Source organism: Acinetobacter sp. YH12208 (assembly GCF_013418055.1).
Classification (GTDB): Bacteria; Pseudomonadota; Gammaproteobacteria; order Pseudomonadales; family Moraxellaceae; genus Acinetobacter; species Acinetobacter pseudolwoffii.
The window spans coordinates 68,251-84,227 of the sequence record NZ_VPCT01000007.1; the positions used below are offsets into that span (position 1 = coordinate 68,251).

General features: G+C 43.9%; 17 protein-coding genes. 7 read left to right on the forward strand and 10 right to left on the reverse strand.

Going from position 1 to position 15,977, the window contains the following annotated elements:
* Window positions 1-33 precede the first annotated feature (33 nt).
* Both FTU95_RS08675 and FTU95_RS08680 read right to left on the reverse strand, forming a co-directional pair.
* Window positions 34-558, reverse strand: coding sequence for a YecA family protein (locus FTU95_RS08675; RefSeq protein WP_180078188.1), 525 nt, complete (start codon window positions 556-558; stop codon window positions 34-36).
* A 71-nt stretch (window positions 559-629) separates the two neighbouring features.
* A complete protein-coding gene (locus tag FTU95_RS08680) occupies window positions 630-836 on the reverse strand; it encodes a PA3496 family putative envelope integrity protein (RefSeq protein WP_005169810.1) in 207 nt (68 codons plus the stop codon).
* A gap of 346 nt (window positions 837-1,182) precedes the next feature.
* Here FTU95_RS08680 and rpoD point away from each other — a divergent pair, with 346 nt between their 5' ends.
* The 6 genes from rpoD (at window position 1,183) to FTU95_RS08710 (ending at window position 7,782) form a co-directional block, all read left to right on the forward strand.
* A complete protein-coding gene (gene rpoD, locus FTU95_RS08685) occupies window positions 1,183-3,117 on the forward strand; it encodes an RNA polymerase sigma factor RpoD (protein ID WP_225554192.1) in 1,935 nt (644 codons plus the stop codon).
* 113 nt (window positions 3,118-3,230) lie between these two features.
* Complete coding sequence (locus FTU95_RS08690) at window positions 3,231-3,518, forward strand: YbeD family protein (RefSeq protein WP_005169807.1); 288 nt, start codon at window positions 3,231-3,233, stop codon at window positions 3,516-3,518.
* A 151-nt stretch (window positions 3,519-3,669) separates the two neighbouring features.
* Window positions 3,670-4,329 carry a lipoyl(octanoyl) transferase LipB gene (gene lipB / locus FTU95_RS08695; protein WP_005097758.1) on the forward strand — a complete coding sequence of 220 codons (660 nt, stop codon included), beginning with the start codon at window positions 3,670-3,672 and terminating at the stop codon, window positions 4,327-4,329.
* A gap of 74 nt (window positions 4,330-4,403) precedes the next feature.
* Window positions 4,404-4,937 (forward strand): hypothetical protein, encoded by a 534-nt coding sequence (locus FTU95_RS08700; protein ID WP_005097759.1) that lies wholly within the window; start codon window positions 4,404-4,406, stop codon window positions 4,935-4,937.
* Between the two features lies 1 nt (window position 4,938).
* Window positions 4,939-6,123, forward strand: coding sequence for an iron-containing alcohol dehydrogenase (locus FTU95_RS08705; protein WP_005097761.1), 1,185 nt, complete (start codon window positions 4,939-4,941; stop codon window positions 6,121-6,123).
* Between the two features lie 264 nt (window positions 6,124-6,387).
* Window positions 6,388-7,782: an APC family permease gene (locus FTU95_RS08710; RefSeq protein WP_005097762.1), complete on the forward strand. Its 1,395-nt coding sequence runs from the start codon at window positions 6,388-6,390 to the stop codon at window positions 7,780-7,782.
* Window positions 7,783-7,843: 61 nt separating this feature from the next.
* Here FTU95_RS08710 and FTU95_RS08715 read toward each other — a convergent pair whose 3' ends face one another.
* The 8 genes from FTU95_RS08715 to rplU all read right to left on the reverse strand — a co-directional run bounded on the left by FTU95_RS08715 (window position 7,844) and on the right by rplU (window position 14,551).
* Window positions 7,844-8,239 (reverse strand): hypothetical protein, encoded by a 396-nt coding sequence (locus FTU95_RS08715; RefSeq protein ID WP_218944647.1) that lies wholly within the window; start codon window positions 8,237-8,239, stop codon window positions 7,844-7,846.
* Between the two features lie 137 nt (window positions 8,240-8,376).
* On the reverse strand, window positions 8,377-8,853 hold the full coding sequence (locus FTU95_RS08720) for a tRNA (cytidine(34)-2'-O)-methyltransferase (protein WP_180078192.1): 477 nt from the start codon (window positions 8,851-8,853) through the stop codon (window positions 8,377-8,379).
* Window positions 8,854-9,269: 416 nt separating this feature from the next.
* Window positions 9,270-10,652: a siroheme synthase CysG gene (cysG, locus tag FTU95_RS08725; RefSeq protein WP_180078194.1), complete on the reverse strand. Its 1,383-nt coding sequence runs from the start codon at window positions 10,650-10,652 to the stop codon at window positions 9,270-9,272.
* Between the two features lie 73 nt (window positions 10,653-10,725).
* Window positions 10,726-11,997, reverse strand: coding sequence for a serine--tRNA ligase (serS, locus tag FTU95_RS08730; protein WP_005097768.1), 1,272 nt, complete (start codon window positions 11,995-11,997; stop codon window positions 10,726-10,728).
* 100 nt (window positions 11,998-12,097) lie between these two features.
* Window positions 12,098-12,853, reverse strand: a complete 756-nt coding sequence (locus tag FTU95_RS08735; protein ID WP_180078196.1) for a DUF3298 domain-containing protein — start codon at window positions 12,851-12,853, stop codon at window positions 12,098-12,100.
* A gap of 169 nt (window positions 12,854-13,022) precedes the next feature.
* Window positions 13,023-13,718 (reverse strand): outer membrane lipoprotein chaperone LolA, encoded by a 696-nt coding sequence (gene lolA, locus FTU95_RS08740; protein WP_180078198.1) that lies wholly within the window; start codon window positions 13,716-13,718, stop codon window positions 13,023-13,025.
* 247 nt (window positions 13,719-13,965) lie between these two features.
* Entirely contained in the window at window positions 13,966-14,220 is a 255-nt protein-coding gene (gene rpmA, locus FTU95_RS08745) for a 50S ribosomal protein L27 (RefSeq protein ID WP_005097774.1), read from the reverse strand.
* A gap of 19 nt (window positions 14,221-14,239) precedes the next feature.
* Window positions 14,240-14,551, reverse strand: a complete 312-nt coding sequence (gene rplU / locus FTU95_RS08750; RefSeq protein WP_005097776.1) for a 50S ribosomal protein L21 — start codon at window positions 14,549-14,551, stop codon at window positions 14,240-14,242.
* A gap of 445 nt (window positions 14,552-14,996) precedes the next feature.
* Between rplU and sdsA the strand changes: the two genes are divergently transcribed.
* Window positions 14,997-15,974 (forward strand): All-trans-nonaprenyl-diphosphate synthase, encoded by a 978-nt coding sequence (sdsA, locus tag FTU95_RS08755; protein ID WP_005097778.1) that lies wholly within the window; start codon window positions 14,997-14,999, stop codon window positions 15,972-15,974.
* Window positions 15,975-15,977: the final 3 nt, after the last annotated feature.

Genomic DNA, 15,977 nt, shown 5'->3' on the forward strand with positions numbered 1-15,977 from the left:
AAAAAAAGCACCGTGCGGTGCTTTTTTTATGAATTATTCTGGAGTGTGATACATCAGATACAATTCATTTAAGTTGTCTGGAATTTCTTCTGCAAGTTCGTCCATTAACTGGCCATTGCGACGGAAAGTTTCCATTTGCGGATCTTCATCATCAATGCCGCTGAAGACCATGATTGGCAGAGTTAAATCTACCAGTTGCTCTTCAAATTCTTCAGTAAACCAAGCTTCTTCGTTCAGGAACATGGCATCGACAAAGCCCACACTCCAGTCACCCAAGCTTGATTCGGTGTCTGCTTCTTCAATTTCAAATGGGAATGTAATCCCTTCTTCATTGGCTAAGCTTTGACGGATAGACTCTAACCATGCTTGTACCTGAGTGCTGATTTCTGCAGGCACTTTCTTTTGATTGCTATCAAAAAGCTCGTCTAACCATTTGTCGAATTTTGGGCCTACTGCAATAGCACATAAGAAACCATGGGTTGCTGCGAAATCTAGACCATGTTCATTTTGGTCACCATCTAGATATTCACTCAACAGGTCTAAATCTAAAGCACTCATCTAACATCCAAACTTAGAAAACCGAAAGGTTTAGCATAGCATTTATTCAGGCCATGCTAAATCCGAATTCGTTAATCTTCGTCATCAAAATCGTCATCATCGTCGAAGTCATAGTCAAAATCTTTGAGTTCGCGTTCCAAGCGACGTTGTGAAAGTAAGTCATCAATCAGACGACGTTTTTCCAACGACTCTTTAGCGCTCAGCTTGCTGGAAGCTTCATCGAAATTAACATCATCCTCACCGAAGCTATCATCTAGTTCAAAATCTGTAGAAGACACTAAAACTTCCTCATAGTGAAAAATGTAAATGGTTTTAGCGCTATTTATCTTGCCTAAAACCACAAGTCAAGTTTTATTTAAATTTTCGTATTTTAAAGTTGTAAATAGGGCTTTTTTTTAAGGACATTGTGTGACATGATATAATCCACCCTGCGTCCTTATGTTTTTTGACTACACATTTTTTGGTCAAATACACAGATGCCGGGGTTGGACTTGAAAATAACAAATTCATCCCCATCTTAAATTACTGAATTTCATTTTAAATATTTTATCAGACAGCTTGAATGCTGAATACTCTGATGAAATACGTAGGCTATTCACTAAATTTAATGAGCTTAAATCGTGCATAAGTTGTACGGTTTTTCCTGTCACAGATTCAACGAAGAGTAAGCAAAAGATGAGCGATATGACTTCCCCTACTTCACAAGTAGCGGCTCTGATTAGCCGAGGCAAAGAACAAGGTTACTTAACCTTCGCTGAGGTTAACGATCATCTGCCGGACTCCATCACAGAAAGCGAGCAGATTGAAGATATCATTCAGATGCTGAATGACGTGGGTATTCCTGTACATGATCGCGCGCCTGAATCTGATGATACGATGTTCGAAGATACTACAGAAGCTGCCGATGAAGTTGCAGAAGAAGAAGCTGCAGCCGTACTGGCCTCTGTAGAAAATGAGCCAGGTCGTACAACTGACCCTGTGCGTATGTATATGCGTGAAATGGGTACCGTTGAGCTTTTAACCCGTGAAGGCGAAATTAGCATTGCAAAGCGCATCGAAGAAGGTATTCGTGATGTTTTGCACTCGATTGCTTACTGGCCCAATGCGGTAGAAGTTGTACTCCAAGAATATAAAGATTATGAAGCGGGCGAACGCCGTCTTGCTGACCTGTTATCGGGTTATTTAGATCCTGAATCAGACGAAGAAATTCCTGAAGTACTCGAAGAAGAAGTCGAGATCGCTGAAGACAAGACTGACTCGAAAAAATCGACCAAGGATGTAAAACTGGACGATGATGAAGAGGAAGAAGCTGAAACTGAAGATGATTCAGAAGCTGATTCTGGTCCAGATCCTGAAATTGCCAAAGCGCGCTTCACTGAACTTGAAAATGCATGGTTGAATACCAAAACAGCCATCGAAAAACATGGTCGTGACAGTGAAGAATCTGAAGCTGCGCTGGAAGCACTGGCGACCGTATTCATGATGTTCAAATTCACGCCGCGTCTATTCGATATCATTTCAGAAATGATTCGTGGTACGCATGACCAGATCCGTGGTGCAGAACGTGAAGTGATGCGTTATGCCGTGCGCCGTGGTCGTATGGATCGTACCCAGTTCCGTACTTCTTTCCCGGGACAGGAATCGAATCCAGCCTGGTTAGATGAACAGATCGCGAAAACACCTGCAGACCAGAAAGCCTATCTGGAAAAAGTACGTCCCGATGTATTGGCCTTCCAGCAAAAGATTGCCGATATTGAAAAAGAGTTGGGTCTTGATGTTAAAGGCATTAAAGACATTGCCAAACGCATGGCCGTTGGTGAAGCTAAGGCACGTCGCGCCAAGAAAGAAATGGTCGAAGCCAACTTGCGTCTGGTGATTTCAATTGCGAAAAAATACACCAACCGTGGCTTGCAGTTCCTGGATCTGATTCAAGAAGGTAACATTGGCTTGATGAAAGCGGTGGACAAGTTTGAATATCGTCGTGGTTATAAATTCTCGACTTATGCAACCTGGTGGATTCGTCAGGCGATCACCCGTTCAATCGCCGATCAGGCACGTACCATTCGTATTCCGGTGCACATGATCGAGACCATCAACAAGATCAATCGTGTATCGCGTCAGCTTCTTCAAGAAATGGGGCGTGAACCGACACCTGAAGAGTTGGGCGAACGTCTGGAAATGGACGAAGTCAAAGTACGTAAAGTGCTAAAAATCGCCAAAGAACCGATTTCGATGGAAACACCGATCGGTGATGATGAAGATTCGCATCTGGGTGACTTCATTGAAGACAGCAACATCACGTCACCAATTGATGCTGCGACTTCAGAAGGCCTGAAAGAAGCGACACGCGAAGTTCTGGAAAACCTGACTGAACGTGAAGCCAAAGTTCTGAAAATGCGTTTTGGTATCGACATGCCGACCGACCACACCTTGGAAGAAGTGGGCAAACAGTTTGATGTGACACGTGAACGTATTCGTCAGATTGAAGCTAAAGCGTTACGCAAGCTTCGCCATCCATCACGTTCAGAACACTTACGTTCATTCCTCGAGAATGATTAAGATTTGATGCTTATTCTGGAGACTTGAAATTTAATCATCAGTCTCCACTTAAGTAGCCAAGACAGACCCAAACGCCTGCATGATTGCAGGCGTTTCAAATCAGGGGGACTACCATGTTAGACCGTACACCATCTCGTGAACTTCAAGAACATCTTTGGGTTTTCCCTATGGATTATCCGATTAAACTGATTGGCCTTGCTGGCATTGAACTGCGTCAGGCCGTGAATGATATCTTTGTAAAACATTTTCCTGAATTTGATGGCAGTGAGATGACCATCACACCGTCGCGTACTGGCAAATATCATTCCATTACCGCACAACTGCGCTTTTTGGAACTGGAGCAGGTACATGCAGTATATGCAGATTTGGCCGCCTGTCCGCTGATTAAAACCGCACTGTAATCAAAAATACAAAAGACACGCTTTCGGGCGTGTTTTTTATGCCTGTACAATGACTGAGCTAGCGCTTAAATATTTGTAGGTCTCGCCCCTATTTCATGCCGAAATCATTATAATTATGACCAGTTTTTTATAATTACCAAGGACACTCCCTGTGACTGATGTGCTGCAAAAGCCCGAGCTGATCATTCGTCAATATCACGACCTTACTCCTTATGAAGATCGCTTTCTGGAAATGAAAACATTTACGGAAAACCGTGATGAATATAGTCCGGATCAGCTGTGGATTCTGCAACATCAGGATGTATTGACTCAAGGTCAGGCCGGTAAGCCAGAACATATTCTGATACCGAGCAATATCCCGGTAATTCAAACCGATCGTGGTGGTCAAGTGACCTGGCACGGCCCGGGCCAGCTGGTGGCTTACTTCATGTTTGACCTGAATCGCCTGGGCTGGAATGTGCGTACACTGGTGTCCTATGCTGAAAACCTGATGATCGATCTGCTGAAAAAATACGGCATTGATGCTTATGCCAAACCCGATGCACCGGGGGTCTATGTGGCTGAACGAAAAATTGGTTCACTGGGTTTTAAAATTCGTAAAGGCCGTAGCTATCATGGTCTTTCCTTAAATCTGGATTGTGACCTGAGCGGATTTAATACCATCAACCCTTGTGGTTATGCGGGACTGGAAATGGTTCGCATGAGCGACCTACTGGAACAACCGCCACAATTCAACCAGTTATGTCGTGAAATTATTGAAACTTTGCGCCACAGCGGTTACTTTAATCAAGTCACTGTCGAGCAAAGATAAAGCCTTTGCATTTCACCCCCAAATAAATTAGAGTATTTACTCTAAACCAATAATATTGAGATAGGGATCATCACGTGATTGCAACTAAATCCGTAAAACCCGCTTTGCAGCTTGCCTATGTCAAACTCATGATGGATGTGATTGGCCGCGGTCTGGTCATGGCAAGTCAGGTGGATGAAGAAATCAAACAGGAAGTTGCCCAATTTCCAGTCCATTTCACTCTTTCCATGAAAGTCTTTCCGCATGGCCCAGCCTTTGTGGCGCGGGTCACTGAGGACAAGCAATTGGAACTGGTGAAAAATCTGGAAAAAGCACCTGATCTGACTATTACCTTTAAACATCTGCACCATGCTTTTTTAGTTTTTTCCTTTCAGGAAAGCACCTCTCAAGCCTTTGCCAATGACCGCATGATTGCCGATGGCGATATTTCCAATGCCATTCGTCTGGTGCGTTGTCTAAATAAAATGGAAGCACTGATTTTGCCTAAACTGGTGGCGCAACTGGCTGTCAAAGAATATCCAAGCAATCTCAGCCTCAAAGAAAAACTAAGCGAAGCGAGCAGTATTTATCTAAAAATCGCTCAATCTTATTTAAAACGGAGTGTATAACATGGCTAAACCTTATTATGAATTTTTCTGTCCGGTTAAAGTCATTGCCGGACATGCCGCGTTAGAACATATTCCGTTTGAACTTGCGACTTTAGGTGCAAAACGTCCACTCATCATTACCGACAAAGGTGTACGCGCCAATAATCTTCTGGCACCGATTGAAGCTGCATTTGAAATGGCGGATGCTGCAATTGTAGCCATTTTTGATGATGTACCACCCGATTCTAGCTTGGGTACAGTACGTAGTGCGGCGAAACTGTATCGTGAAAATCACTGTGACGCGATCATTGCTGTAGGCGGTGGTTCAGTCATTGATACGTCCAAGGCCACCAATATTCTGGTGTCTGAAGGGGGTGATGACTTGCTTAAATATTCTGGTGCCCACAACCTGCCTAAGCCACTGAAACCATTTTTTGTGATTCCAACAACTTCAGGGACAGGTTCAGAAGTCACCATGGTGGCTGTCGTCTCAGATACCGAGAAGAATGTTAAAATGCCTTTCGCATCGTATTATTTGATGCCGCATGCTGCGATTTTAGATCCGCGCATGACCCAGACTTTGCCGCCGCATTTAACCGCCATGACCGCAATGGATGCACTGACCCATGCGGTCGAAGCTTATACTTGCATGGCAGCCAATCCAATCTCAGATGCTTATGCCACCGCAGCAGTCAAGAAGATCAGTAGCCATCTATTCAATGTGCTGGATAATCCCAATGATGCGCAAGGCCGTCTGGAACTGGCTCAAGCATCGACCATGGCCGGTATTGCATTTTCTAACTCGATGGTCGGGATTGTGCATTCACTCGGTCATTCACTGGGTGCAGTGGTGCACTTGCCGCATGGTTTATGTATGAACCTGTTCCTGCCGTATGTGCTGGAATACAACAAAGAGGTCAATGGTGACAAGATTGCTGATCTGTTGCTACCTTTGGCAGGTGCCGATATTTATGCGCAAACACCAGCACATTTACGCGCAGACAAAACCATTGCCACTATTCTGACCATGCGAGATCGGATTTATAGTCTGACCAAACTGCCACGTACATTACGTGAAACCGGCAAGATTTCTGAAGCGCAGCTGGATGAAGTGGCAGAGAAAGCCCTGAACGATGGTTCCATCATTTATAACCCGAAAGAAGCCACCTTGGAAGATTTAAAATCTATCTTAAAAAAGGCTTGGTAATTACTGAAAAATAAGCCAATATAGCGAAAATTAAAGCCTGATGTTTTTTTAGACATCAGGCTTTTATCTTGCATAAAGAAATCATTGCGCTAATTTGAATGGCATACTTTATGCACCTCAAAAGTCAAAAAAATAGCTAGCAAAAGCCCTTCTTTTCAAGTAGATTGGCGGGCTTTTATAGAAAACTGTAGGGGGGATCGTTCGTCTCAAACGATCCTTATAAATATGACTGATCCTTGATCAACGATTAAGAGGATAACGCCGTTGACTAATATCTCTGGGACTCAATCGGCAGCTAAACTGCAAAAAACGCTGGGACTCTGGCACATCATTATTATTGGTTTGGCTTATATTCAACCCATGACCTTGTTTGATACATTCGGTCTGGTATCTGAAGAAAGTAACTTCCACGTTCCCACCTCTTACATTTTTGCGCTGATTGCAATTTTGTTAACCTCTTTGAGCTATGGTCATATGATTCGTCGCTACCCTTCTTCGGGTTCGGCCTATACCTATGCGCAAAAATCCATTCACCCGAATGTGGGTTTCATGGTGGGATGGTCATCTTGGCTCGATTATTTATTGTCGCCAATGGTCAACATCATTCTTGCCGTCATTTACCTAGAAGCCCTGTTCCCTGATATCAATCATTGGGTTTGGGTCGTGGTATTGACTGCATTCATGACTGGCATCAATTTACGTGGTGCGCGCTTTGTAGCAAACTTCAACAGTATGATCGTGTTCGTGCAGTTGATTGTCATTGCCGTATTTACCTGGATGGTCTACAGCAAGTTACAGGCTGGCTTTAATGCGGATGGTCCAATCACAGCTGAGCAACGCTATCAGCTCTGGAGTCTGGAACCGTTCTGGAATGAGTTAACCTCAGTAGGCGCCCTGATTACTGGTGCGACTTTACTGTGCTTCTCTTTCACTGGTTTTGACTCTTTAAGCTCGCTGGCTGAAGAAACCAAAGATACTGAAAAAACTTTGCCTAAAGCGATTTTCTTGACCGCTTTAATTGCCGGTATTATTTTCATTATCAGCACTTACTTCATGCAGATTTACTTCCCGAACAATCCAGGTTCATATTTCCAGAATATTGCTGAAACTCAGCCGGAAATTTTGATGCTGGTGGGTGGGTCCTTGTTCCAGGCTTATGTACTTGGTTTTGCAATCATTACCGTCATGGCATCAGGGATTTCTGCACATGCAGGTGTATCTCGCTTAATGTACGTCATGGGCCGTGATGGCGTGATCAACAAGAAAATCTTTGGTCATATCAGTCCGAAAAACTACACACCGTCATACAACATTATGATTGTCGGTGCTGTAGCCTTAACAGCTGGCTTCATGGATCTTGATTTTGTGATTTCACTGATCAGTTTCGGTGCATTGACGGCGTTCAGTTTCGTAAACTTGTCTGTCATTTCACGCTATGCTTTACGTGATGGTCGTACCAAAACTGCGAAAGAAATTCTGAACTTTGTGGTGGTACCACTTGCAGGTTTCATTGCAGTGTTTGCCTTATGGCTCGAAGTTGATCAAACCTCATTGAAATATGGTCTGATCTGGGCATTTGGCGGTATCTTGTACCTGGGTTATAAAACCAAAGGTTTCAAGCATCCTGCACCTCAGCACAACGAATTTGACGATAAATAATATCGTTCCAGTTCAAATAAAAAAGGCGCTTAAAGCGCCTTTTTTATGGTTTTGATTTTATTTAAAATAAACGACAATCAAAACCCATCTGGGTATTGACCCGATTATTTTCATAGCCCAGTTTTTCAATGAACAGACTTCTATTCAACAATAATTTTTGCTCTTCCGGATTTAGCCTGGCTTTATTCTTGACCGCCAGCTGATACATTTCATTGACCACATCCTGAAAAATATCACAGACTTCCTGACGTTTGGCCTGTTTCAATTTACGTCCACGCCAAGTCCATTCAAAATCATCGGAATTCAGACTCTGCCCCCAGTTGTCGATCCGCGCATCCAAGCGTTTTTGCATGTCGGCCAATCCTTGCTGTATTTCCGCTTGCGTAATTGGCTGAACTTGTTGCGTTTCCCCCATTACATCACTTGCTTCTTGCGCACCGAGGTGTAAAGCAGTCATTCCGATACAACAGGCCAAGGCAAATTTTAATATCGGCTTCACGCGTATATCCTTCTTATTCCAATCAGTTGTCTCTCTATCCTAGCAAATAAAAAAGCCACCCAAAGGCAGCTTTTCAAATTATTGTAAATTTAAGCTTAGAGCGCTTTAAAACCCTGCTGACGCCAGGCTTCATATACAATCACTGCCGTGGCATTCGAAAGGTTTAAACTACGAGAGTTCTCTGCCATCGGTAAACGAATCCAGTGCTGCTGCGGGAACATCATCCGAACATGTTCAGGCAGACCACGCGTTTCCGGCCCCATCAACAATGCCACAGAACGGTTCAAGTCCGAGGTATGTGGCGTTTCAGTCCCTTTGGTGGTCAGCGGATAGATCGCATCCAGAGCAATGCCTTTACTTGCCAGATCGGCCAGACAGTCTTCGATATTTTCCCAAATCTGCATATTGGCATATTCGTGATAATCCAGACCGGCACGTCTCAGTTTTTTATCATCCAGTTCAAAACCCAGTGGCTTGACCAGATGCAACTGTGCTCCCGTATTGGCACACAGACGAATAATATTGCCTGTATTTGCAGGAATTTCGGGCTCATATAAAACAACGTGGATCACTTATTTCTCACTTTATACATTTCATTCAGATATAGCTTTCAACTTATAGATCAAACAGCAACATCAGTGCTGTTATCTAGATACAGCTTTTTCCTGTATTCGGACCATGAGATTAATCGTCATATCCTTTTATTCAGGTGTAATTTTCGTCTTGCATTCAGATAAAGAGTATCAACTATTGCTATCCTCTTACTCAGGCATGGCCTTCGTCTTGCATTCAGACAAAGAGTATCAACTATTGCTATCCTCTTACTCAGGCATGGCCTTCGTCTTGCAGTCAAACCAAGAGACAACTTTTGCTGATCCTCTTACTCAGGCATAGCCTTCGTCTTGCGGTCAAACCAAGAAACAACTTTTGCTTATCCTCTTACTCAGGCATAGCCTTCGTCTTGCGCTCGGGCAAAGCAGTGCTTTGCTTATCCTCGCTCATGCCATTGCAGTTGTTCACGCAAGCGAACCACTTCACCAATAATGGTTAAAGTCGGTGCCTGAATTTGATGCTCAGACACTTTAGAGGCGATGTCAGCAAGGGTTCCCACCACAACTTTTTGCTCAGGAGTCGTGCCTTTAGAGACCAGTGCCACCGGCATATCTGCGCGTTGACCATGAGCGATTAACTGCGCACAGATTCTTTCCAATCCCACCAGTCCCATATACAGCACCAAGGTCTGGTTTTCATAGACCAGCTCACGCCAAGGCAATTCAGGCGAACCTTCTTTTAAATGACCTGTCAGGAAACGCACACTTTGTGCATAATCTCGATGCGTTAATGGAATACCGGCGTAGGCGGAACAACCTGAAGCTGCGGTAATACCCGGCACCACCTGAAAAGTAATACCTGCCGCAAACAGTTCTTCAATTTCTTCGCCGCCACGCCCAAAGATGAAAGGATCACCGCCTTTCAGACGACAAACCCGCTTGCCTTCACTGGCATATTTGACCAATAAAGCATTAATCCCATCTTGTGGAACTGCATGATTGGAACGCGCCTTACCAACATAGATTTTTTCCGCATCACGGCGACACAGATCCATAATCGGTTCAGACACCAGGCGATCATAAATCACCACATCGGCTTGCTGCATCAACCTTAAAGCTTTCAGGGTCAACAGTTCTGGATCACCTGGACCTGCACCCACCAGATAGACTTCACCTTTCGGCTGTTGCCACTCTTGTAATGCTTGCTCGATCAGACGGTCTGCTTCAGCCATATTGTCATTAAACACCTGCTCTTTCAGCGGACTGGCGTACAGATCTTCCCAGAAAATACGGCGCTGATCCGGATTGACAATTTTTGCTTTAACGTGACTGCGCCATTTGCCTGAAAACTCAGCCAGCTTGCCCATGCCATGTGGAATCGTTGCTTCCAGTTGAGTCCGAATCTGGCGTGACAACACCGGCGACGTGCCATTCGATGCCACCGAAATCACCAGCGGTGAGCGGTCAATAATCGCAGGCACCATAAAACGGCAATGTGGTGGATCATCGACACTGTTGACCAGTACATTTTCAGCTTCGCACAGCTCGAAAACCTGACGATTCACATCAGCATCATCTGTTGCTGCAATCACTAAACGATAATGACGTAAAGGAATCTGTGTACTGAATGGTGCCTGATCATATTGCCCTTGAGACTGCTGAACAATCCCAAGTAAATTGGCATCAATTTCAGGTGCAATGACATGAATCACTGCTCCGGCTTTTGCTAATAATACCGCTTTACGGTAGGCAATATGTCCACCACCGACAATCAGACAAGGTTGCTGTTGCAACTTTAACGAGATTGGAAAGATATCCACGAACTACCTCAAAATTTTAAATCTGATTGTCTATGCAATTTTCATGCACATTTAGCGATGCTGATATCAAGCATTAGTCGATATAAGTCGCACCACCCATATATGGACGCAATACTTCAGGAATCTCAATCGAACCGTCTGCACGCTGATAGTTTTCCATCACTGCAAGCAAGGTACGACCAACCGCCAGACCCGAACCATTCAAGGTATGTACAAATTCAGTTTTTTTCTGGTCGGCACGGTAACGCGCTTTCATACGACGCGCCTGGAAGTCACCCATGTTTGAACATGAAGAGATTTCACGATAAGTATTCTGGCTTGGCACCCAAACTTCAAGATCATAAGTCTTGGTCGCGCCAAAGCCCATATCACCGCCACAAAGGATGATCTTACGGTATGGCAGACCTAATGCTTGCAAGATGCCTTCAGCATGGCCGGTTAAATCTTCCAGTGCCTGCATAGACGTTTCAGGTTTAACAATCTGAACCATTTCCACTTTGTCGAACTGGTGCTGACGAATCAGGCCACGGGTATCACGGCCATAAGACCCTGCTTCACTACGGAAACATGGGGTATGTGCTGCATATTTTAATGGCAGACGATCTGCATCAATGATTTCATCACGCACGAAGTTAGTCACTGGCACTTCAGCAGTTGGAATTAAATAGAATTCTTTTTCGCCTTGAAGTTTAAACAGATCTTCTTCAAATTTAGGCAATTGGCCTGTACCACGTAATGAATCCGCATTCACCAAATACGGTACATAGGCTTCGGTATAACCATTCTGATCTGTATGCGTATTCAGCATGAACTGTGTCAATGCACGTTGTAAACGCGCCAATGGGCCTTTCAAAACACTGAAACGAGAACCGGTCAATTTGGTTGCGGTTTCAAATTCCAGACCGCCCATCATTTCACCGAGGTCAGTATGGTCTTTGATCTCAAAATCGAATTCACGTGGTGTACCCCATTTCAGGATTTCCACGTTATCGCTTTCGTCTTTGCCTTCAGGCACAGCTTCATCTGGCAAGTTTGGAATAGACAGTAATTTTTCTTCAAGCTCCGCTTGCAGTTCAGCCAATGCTGCTTCAGCCGCTTTGATTTCATCACCAATCGCAGACATGCGTGTCATGATTTCAGAGGCATCACCGCCTGCTTTTTTAATTTGACCGACTTGTTTTGCACCGGCATTACGTTCAGCTTGCAGTGTTTCTGTCTTGGACTGAATTTCTTTACGGCGCGCTTCTAGGGAGGCCCACTCTTCAACATTGAGTTGAACACCACGTTTTGCCAAGGCCAAATTTACAGCCTCAATATTGTTTCTGAGTAATTTCGGGTCGATCATAATCAATCTTTGCAGAAGAAAAAAACTGGCTATAGTGTAAGCTCTTAACGTCAAAAAATACAGTGACTACGACCACAGCTGTGCCTTATTAGCACAATATTTAGGAAGTCTTGGACTGTAAAATGGCTAAATATTCAGGCCAAATCACTTCACCCAAATCTGCATAGGACACTTTTAATTCAGGCGTTCCTGCTGCTTTAGAAGTTAATTCACCTGCCGGGTACACCAACACCAGACCCGACCTGTCAAAATAATAGTTATCACTCAGTTTTAACTGCTGTGCTTGTATCCCCTGTGTGCGTAGCCATCGAGTATTGGTTCGATATATCACATTGAGTAGTTTCTGCTCACCGCCCTTTAACATCAATTGATGCAAAGCCAGACGCTTTTTCTGTTTCATATCAAAATTGATATATTCCACATGTTCACTTGATGCAGTGTGATTCTTCACCAGATTGGAACTTATTAAGGCAAAAGTCGCCAGATGATCACGCTGAGCGATAAATAGTACCTTGATAAAACGCTGATCCAGATAATGGGGCTCATCGGCTTTTTTAGGATTTTTCTGAGTCACTTTGGTGAATGCAACCGGCTCGGTATGCTGAATACGTTCTATAAAATATTGATCAATCCAGTCGAGGTTGGTATCCACCGTATGAAGATCAAAGCGTACACAGCCTTCTATTTCACACACCACTTTGGCCACCCCTTTGACGGGAATACTCTTGGCTTCAATCTGCACCCACGGATCTGTTTGGGTAACAACTGAATTGGATGGCGGCTGACAACCCAAGATATATACAGTGATTAATAAGACAGCATAAATTTCAGCAGTTTTAAACAGATTGATCTTCATCCTGAGCTCCCAAAATTTTGCAATTTCATTGACTCGACTTTTATTTATTTTAAGATGCTCTTGTGTCTAGATACAGCTGAACCTTGTAGCCTGCTCAAAGCAATCCTGATAATCGGCAATAAAAAAGCAACCTGAATCGGTTGCTCTTTGATTTACTTGATACTTCTGATTATTGATCAATAATGTCCGTACCTTTTGGCGGGGTAAAGTTAAAGGTAGAAGCTGGAATACTGCCATTCACTTTCACATTACTAAACTTAATATTTGTAGTTTGGCCAAGTGAATCCTGCAGGATCATCAAGCTAGGTGCTTTATTGGCGCCAAAGCTAATGGTCAGGCTCTCAAAGACACCATCGGTATTTTTAGGATACAGCGTGTAATAGGTTTTACCCTTATTTGGCTGAGTGACCCGGTAAGACTGCATAATCTGACTGGTATTTCCTGACAGAAGCAAAGCCGGTGTATTGGCAACTTGCTCATCCAGGTTTTGACGAACCGCTTGCTGCAAATCCGGATCATAAATCCATACTGTTTTACCAGTCGTTGTAATGGTTTGCTTCGATGGTGCTGTCGTTTCCCAATAGAATTTACCCGGACGCTCGACTTTCATCACCCCTTGAAAGGTCTGATTCATATGTTGTGCGCTCAAGCCTTTTTTCTGGGTTGCTCTCGGATTGGTCACCTTGGTGCTTTGCTCAAAATTTGCCGTCATGCTACGCACATAATTCAGCTGCTTCACCAGACTGGCAGTTGCCTGTTGCTCCGACGCTGCCACAGGTGCAGCAAACACGGTTGTACTCATCACCGGTGCTAAAGTCACTGCACCCAGAGCCATAGCACAGACGGTTTTACGAAGCATATTCATAATTTCACCTTTATATTTTGTGTCATCGCAATTTATTTGATGTCTCATCTTAAACGAAAATTAAAAGCTAAAATGATAGAAAATAAGAACTTTTGTATGGTTATTAATTCGAAATCTATTTTTTTGTTCATCATGATGAAGATTTCAGCCGTTTTTTTACATAAGCTGGATCAGGCGTTCATTACAGTCGATTTTCAGGCATAAAAAAGCCCACAGAAACTGTGGGCTTTTTTTCTATCTCAGCGAATTACGCTTCAACAGATACGTAGCGACGACCGAATTGGCCTTTCACTTCGAATTTGATTACGCCGTCAGCAGTCGCAAACAAAGTATGGTCACGGCCCATACCTACGTTTTGACCAGCGTGGAATTCAGTACCACGTTGACGAACGATAATGTTACCAGCAGTCACAGATTGACCGCCGTACATTTTAACACCTAACATTTTAGGATTCGAATCACGACCGTTTTTAGTCGAACCACCGGCTTTTTTAGTTGCCATGTCTATTTACTCCTCGTAATTAGCCTGAAATAGCTGTAATTTTCAACTCAGTGAACCATTGACGGTGACCTTGTTGTTTACGGTAGTGTTTACGACGACGCATTTTGATAATGCGGATTTTGTCGTGACGACCATGGCTAACTACTTCAGCAGTTACAGTAGCGCCAGCAACAACTGGAGCACCGATTTGAATGCTTTCACCGTTTACAAGCATCAATACGTCATCAAACGTAATAGTTGAGCCAGTTTCAGCTTTCAATAATTCTACTTTAAGGGTTTCACCCTCGATTACACGGTGTTGTTTACCACCGCTTTGGATTACTGCGTACATAATGTACTCCAAACAAGCCCGTGTCGTCGTGCCGATAAAGGAAGATATCGATCTTAAGACGTACGCCACTGGGGGATATCTAAGGGCGAGGATTTTAAGGGATATTCAAAAAAACAACAAGCCATTTTACTGAAATAATAATGGCGAGTATGTGCTAATTATTTAACACTTAAATAATTTCTATCAAATCAGACACTCAAGATATATTCAGCAACAAAATAATACAGCAGAAATTCGGCCAGTTTGATTAATATACTCAGCCTGATGAAGAGAGCGATATCGCTGACCTTTCCTGATTTTTTGTAGCGCAGAATATAGATCGAATCTGAATAAGATCTATAAAAAGCTGATTTTTAGTGGAGTTTATGCATTTCTTAGGTTTCACTCATGTTATAAATTGTTAAACTACGACCTGCGATTTACCAGACTAGAGGTTTTCTTTCACATGACCATCGACTTTAAGCAAGACATTCTCGCTCCTGTTGCTAACGACTTTGCTGCGATGGACACATTCATTAATGAAGGAATTACTTCAAAAGTTGCACTGGTGATGGCCGTCAGCAAACATGTGGTCGAAGCGGGTGGCAAACGCATGCGCCCGATTATGTGTCTTCTGGCTGCCAAGGCTTGTGGTGCTGAAGATTTAGAACCGCATCGCAAGCTGGCCGCGATTATTGAAATGCTGCATACGGCGACGCTGGTGCATGATGATGTGGTCGATGAATCTGGCCTGCGTCGTGGCCGTCCGACTGCCAATGCGACATGGAATAACCAGACTGCTGTTCTGGTCGGTGACTTCCTGATTTCACGTGCATTTGATCTGCTGGTCGATTTAAACAATATGGTCTTGCTGAAAGATTTCTCGACCGGCACCTGTGAAATTGCTGAAGGTGAAGTGCTGCAATTGCAATCCCAGCACCAGCCAGAAACCAGTGAAGCGACTTATTTAAATATTATTCATGGTAAAACGTCGCGCCTGTTTGAACTGGCGACAGAAGGCGCAGCGATTCTGTCGGGTAAAGATGAATTCCGTGAGCCTTTAAAAACTTTCGCCGGTCATTTCGGCAATGCCTTCCAGATTATTGATGACATTCTAGATTACACCTCCGATGCAGAAACCCTCGGCAAAAATATTGGTGATGACCTGATGGAAGGCAAACCTACCCTGCCATTGATTGCTGCGCTAAAAAATACCTCCGGTGAGCAGCATGAAATTATCCGTCGCAGTATTGCCACTGGCGGTACAGAACATCTCGATCAAGTCATTCAAATTGTCAATGCATCTGGGGCACTGGACTATTGCCGTCAACGTGCGACTGAAGAAACGGAAACCGCCATTCATGCCTTGCAGGCATTACCTGACTCTGAGTATCGTCAAGCTCTGATTAATCTGGCCAAACTGGCCCTACACCGAATTCAGTAATCT

Excerpts from the sequence above, each read along its gene's own strand:
- sdsA (WP_005097778.1), top strand. The coding sequence starts at position 14,997 with ATGACCATCGACTTTAAGCAAGACATTCTCGCTCCTGTTGCTAACGAC.
- FTU95_RS08735 (WP_180078196.1), bottom strand. The coding sequence starts at position 12,853 with ATGAAGATCAATCTGTTTAAAACTGCTGAAATTTATGCTGTCTTATTA.
- serS (WP_005097768.1), bottom strand. The coding sequence starts at position 11,997 with ATGATCGACCCGAAATTACTCAGAAACAATATTGAGGCTGTAAATTTG.
- FTU95_RS08705 (WP_005097761.1), top strand. The coding sequence starts at position 4,939 with ATGGCTAAACCTTATTATGAATTTTTCTGTCCGGTTAAAGTCATTGCC.
- FTU95_RS08715 (WP_218944647.1), bottom strand. The coding sequence starts at position 8,239 with ATGACTGCTTTACACCTCGGTGCGCAAGAAGCAAGTGATGTAATGGGG.
- lolA (WP_180078198.1), bottom strand. The coding sequence starts at position 13,718 with ATGAATATGCTTCGTAAAACCGTCTGTGCTATGGCTCTGGGTGCAGTG.
- FTU95_RS08675 (WP_180078188.1), bottom strand. The coding sequence starts at position 558 with ATGAGTGCTTTAGATTTAGACCTGTTGAGTGAATATCTAGATGGTGAC.
- FTU95_RS08690 (WP_005169807.1), top strand. The coding sequence starts at position 3,231 with ATGTTAGACCGTACACCATCTCGTGAACTTCAAGAACATCTTTGGGTT.
- rpmA (WP_005097774.1), bottom strand. The coding sequence starts at position 14,220 with ATGGCAACTAAAAAAGCCGGTGGTTCGACTAAAAACGGTCGTGATTCG.
- rplU (WP_005097776.1), bottom strand. The coding sequence starts at position 14,551 with ATGTACGCAGTAATCCAAAGCGGTGGTAAACAACACCGTGTAATCGAG.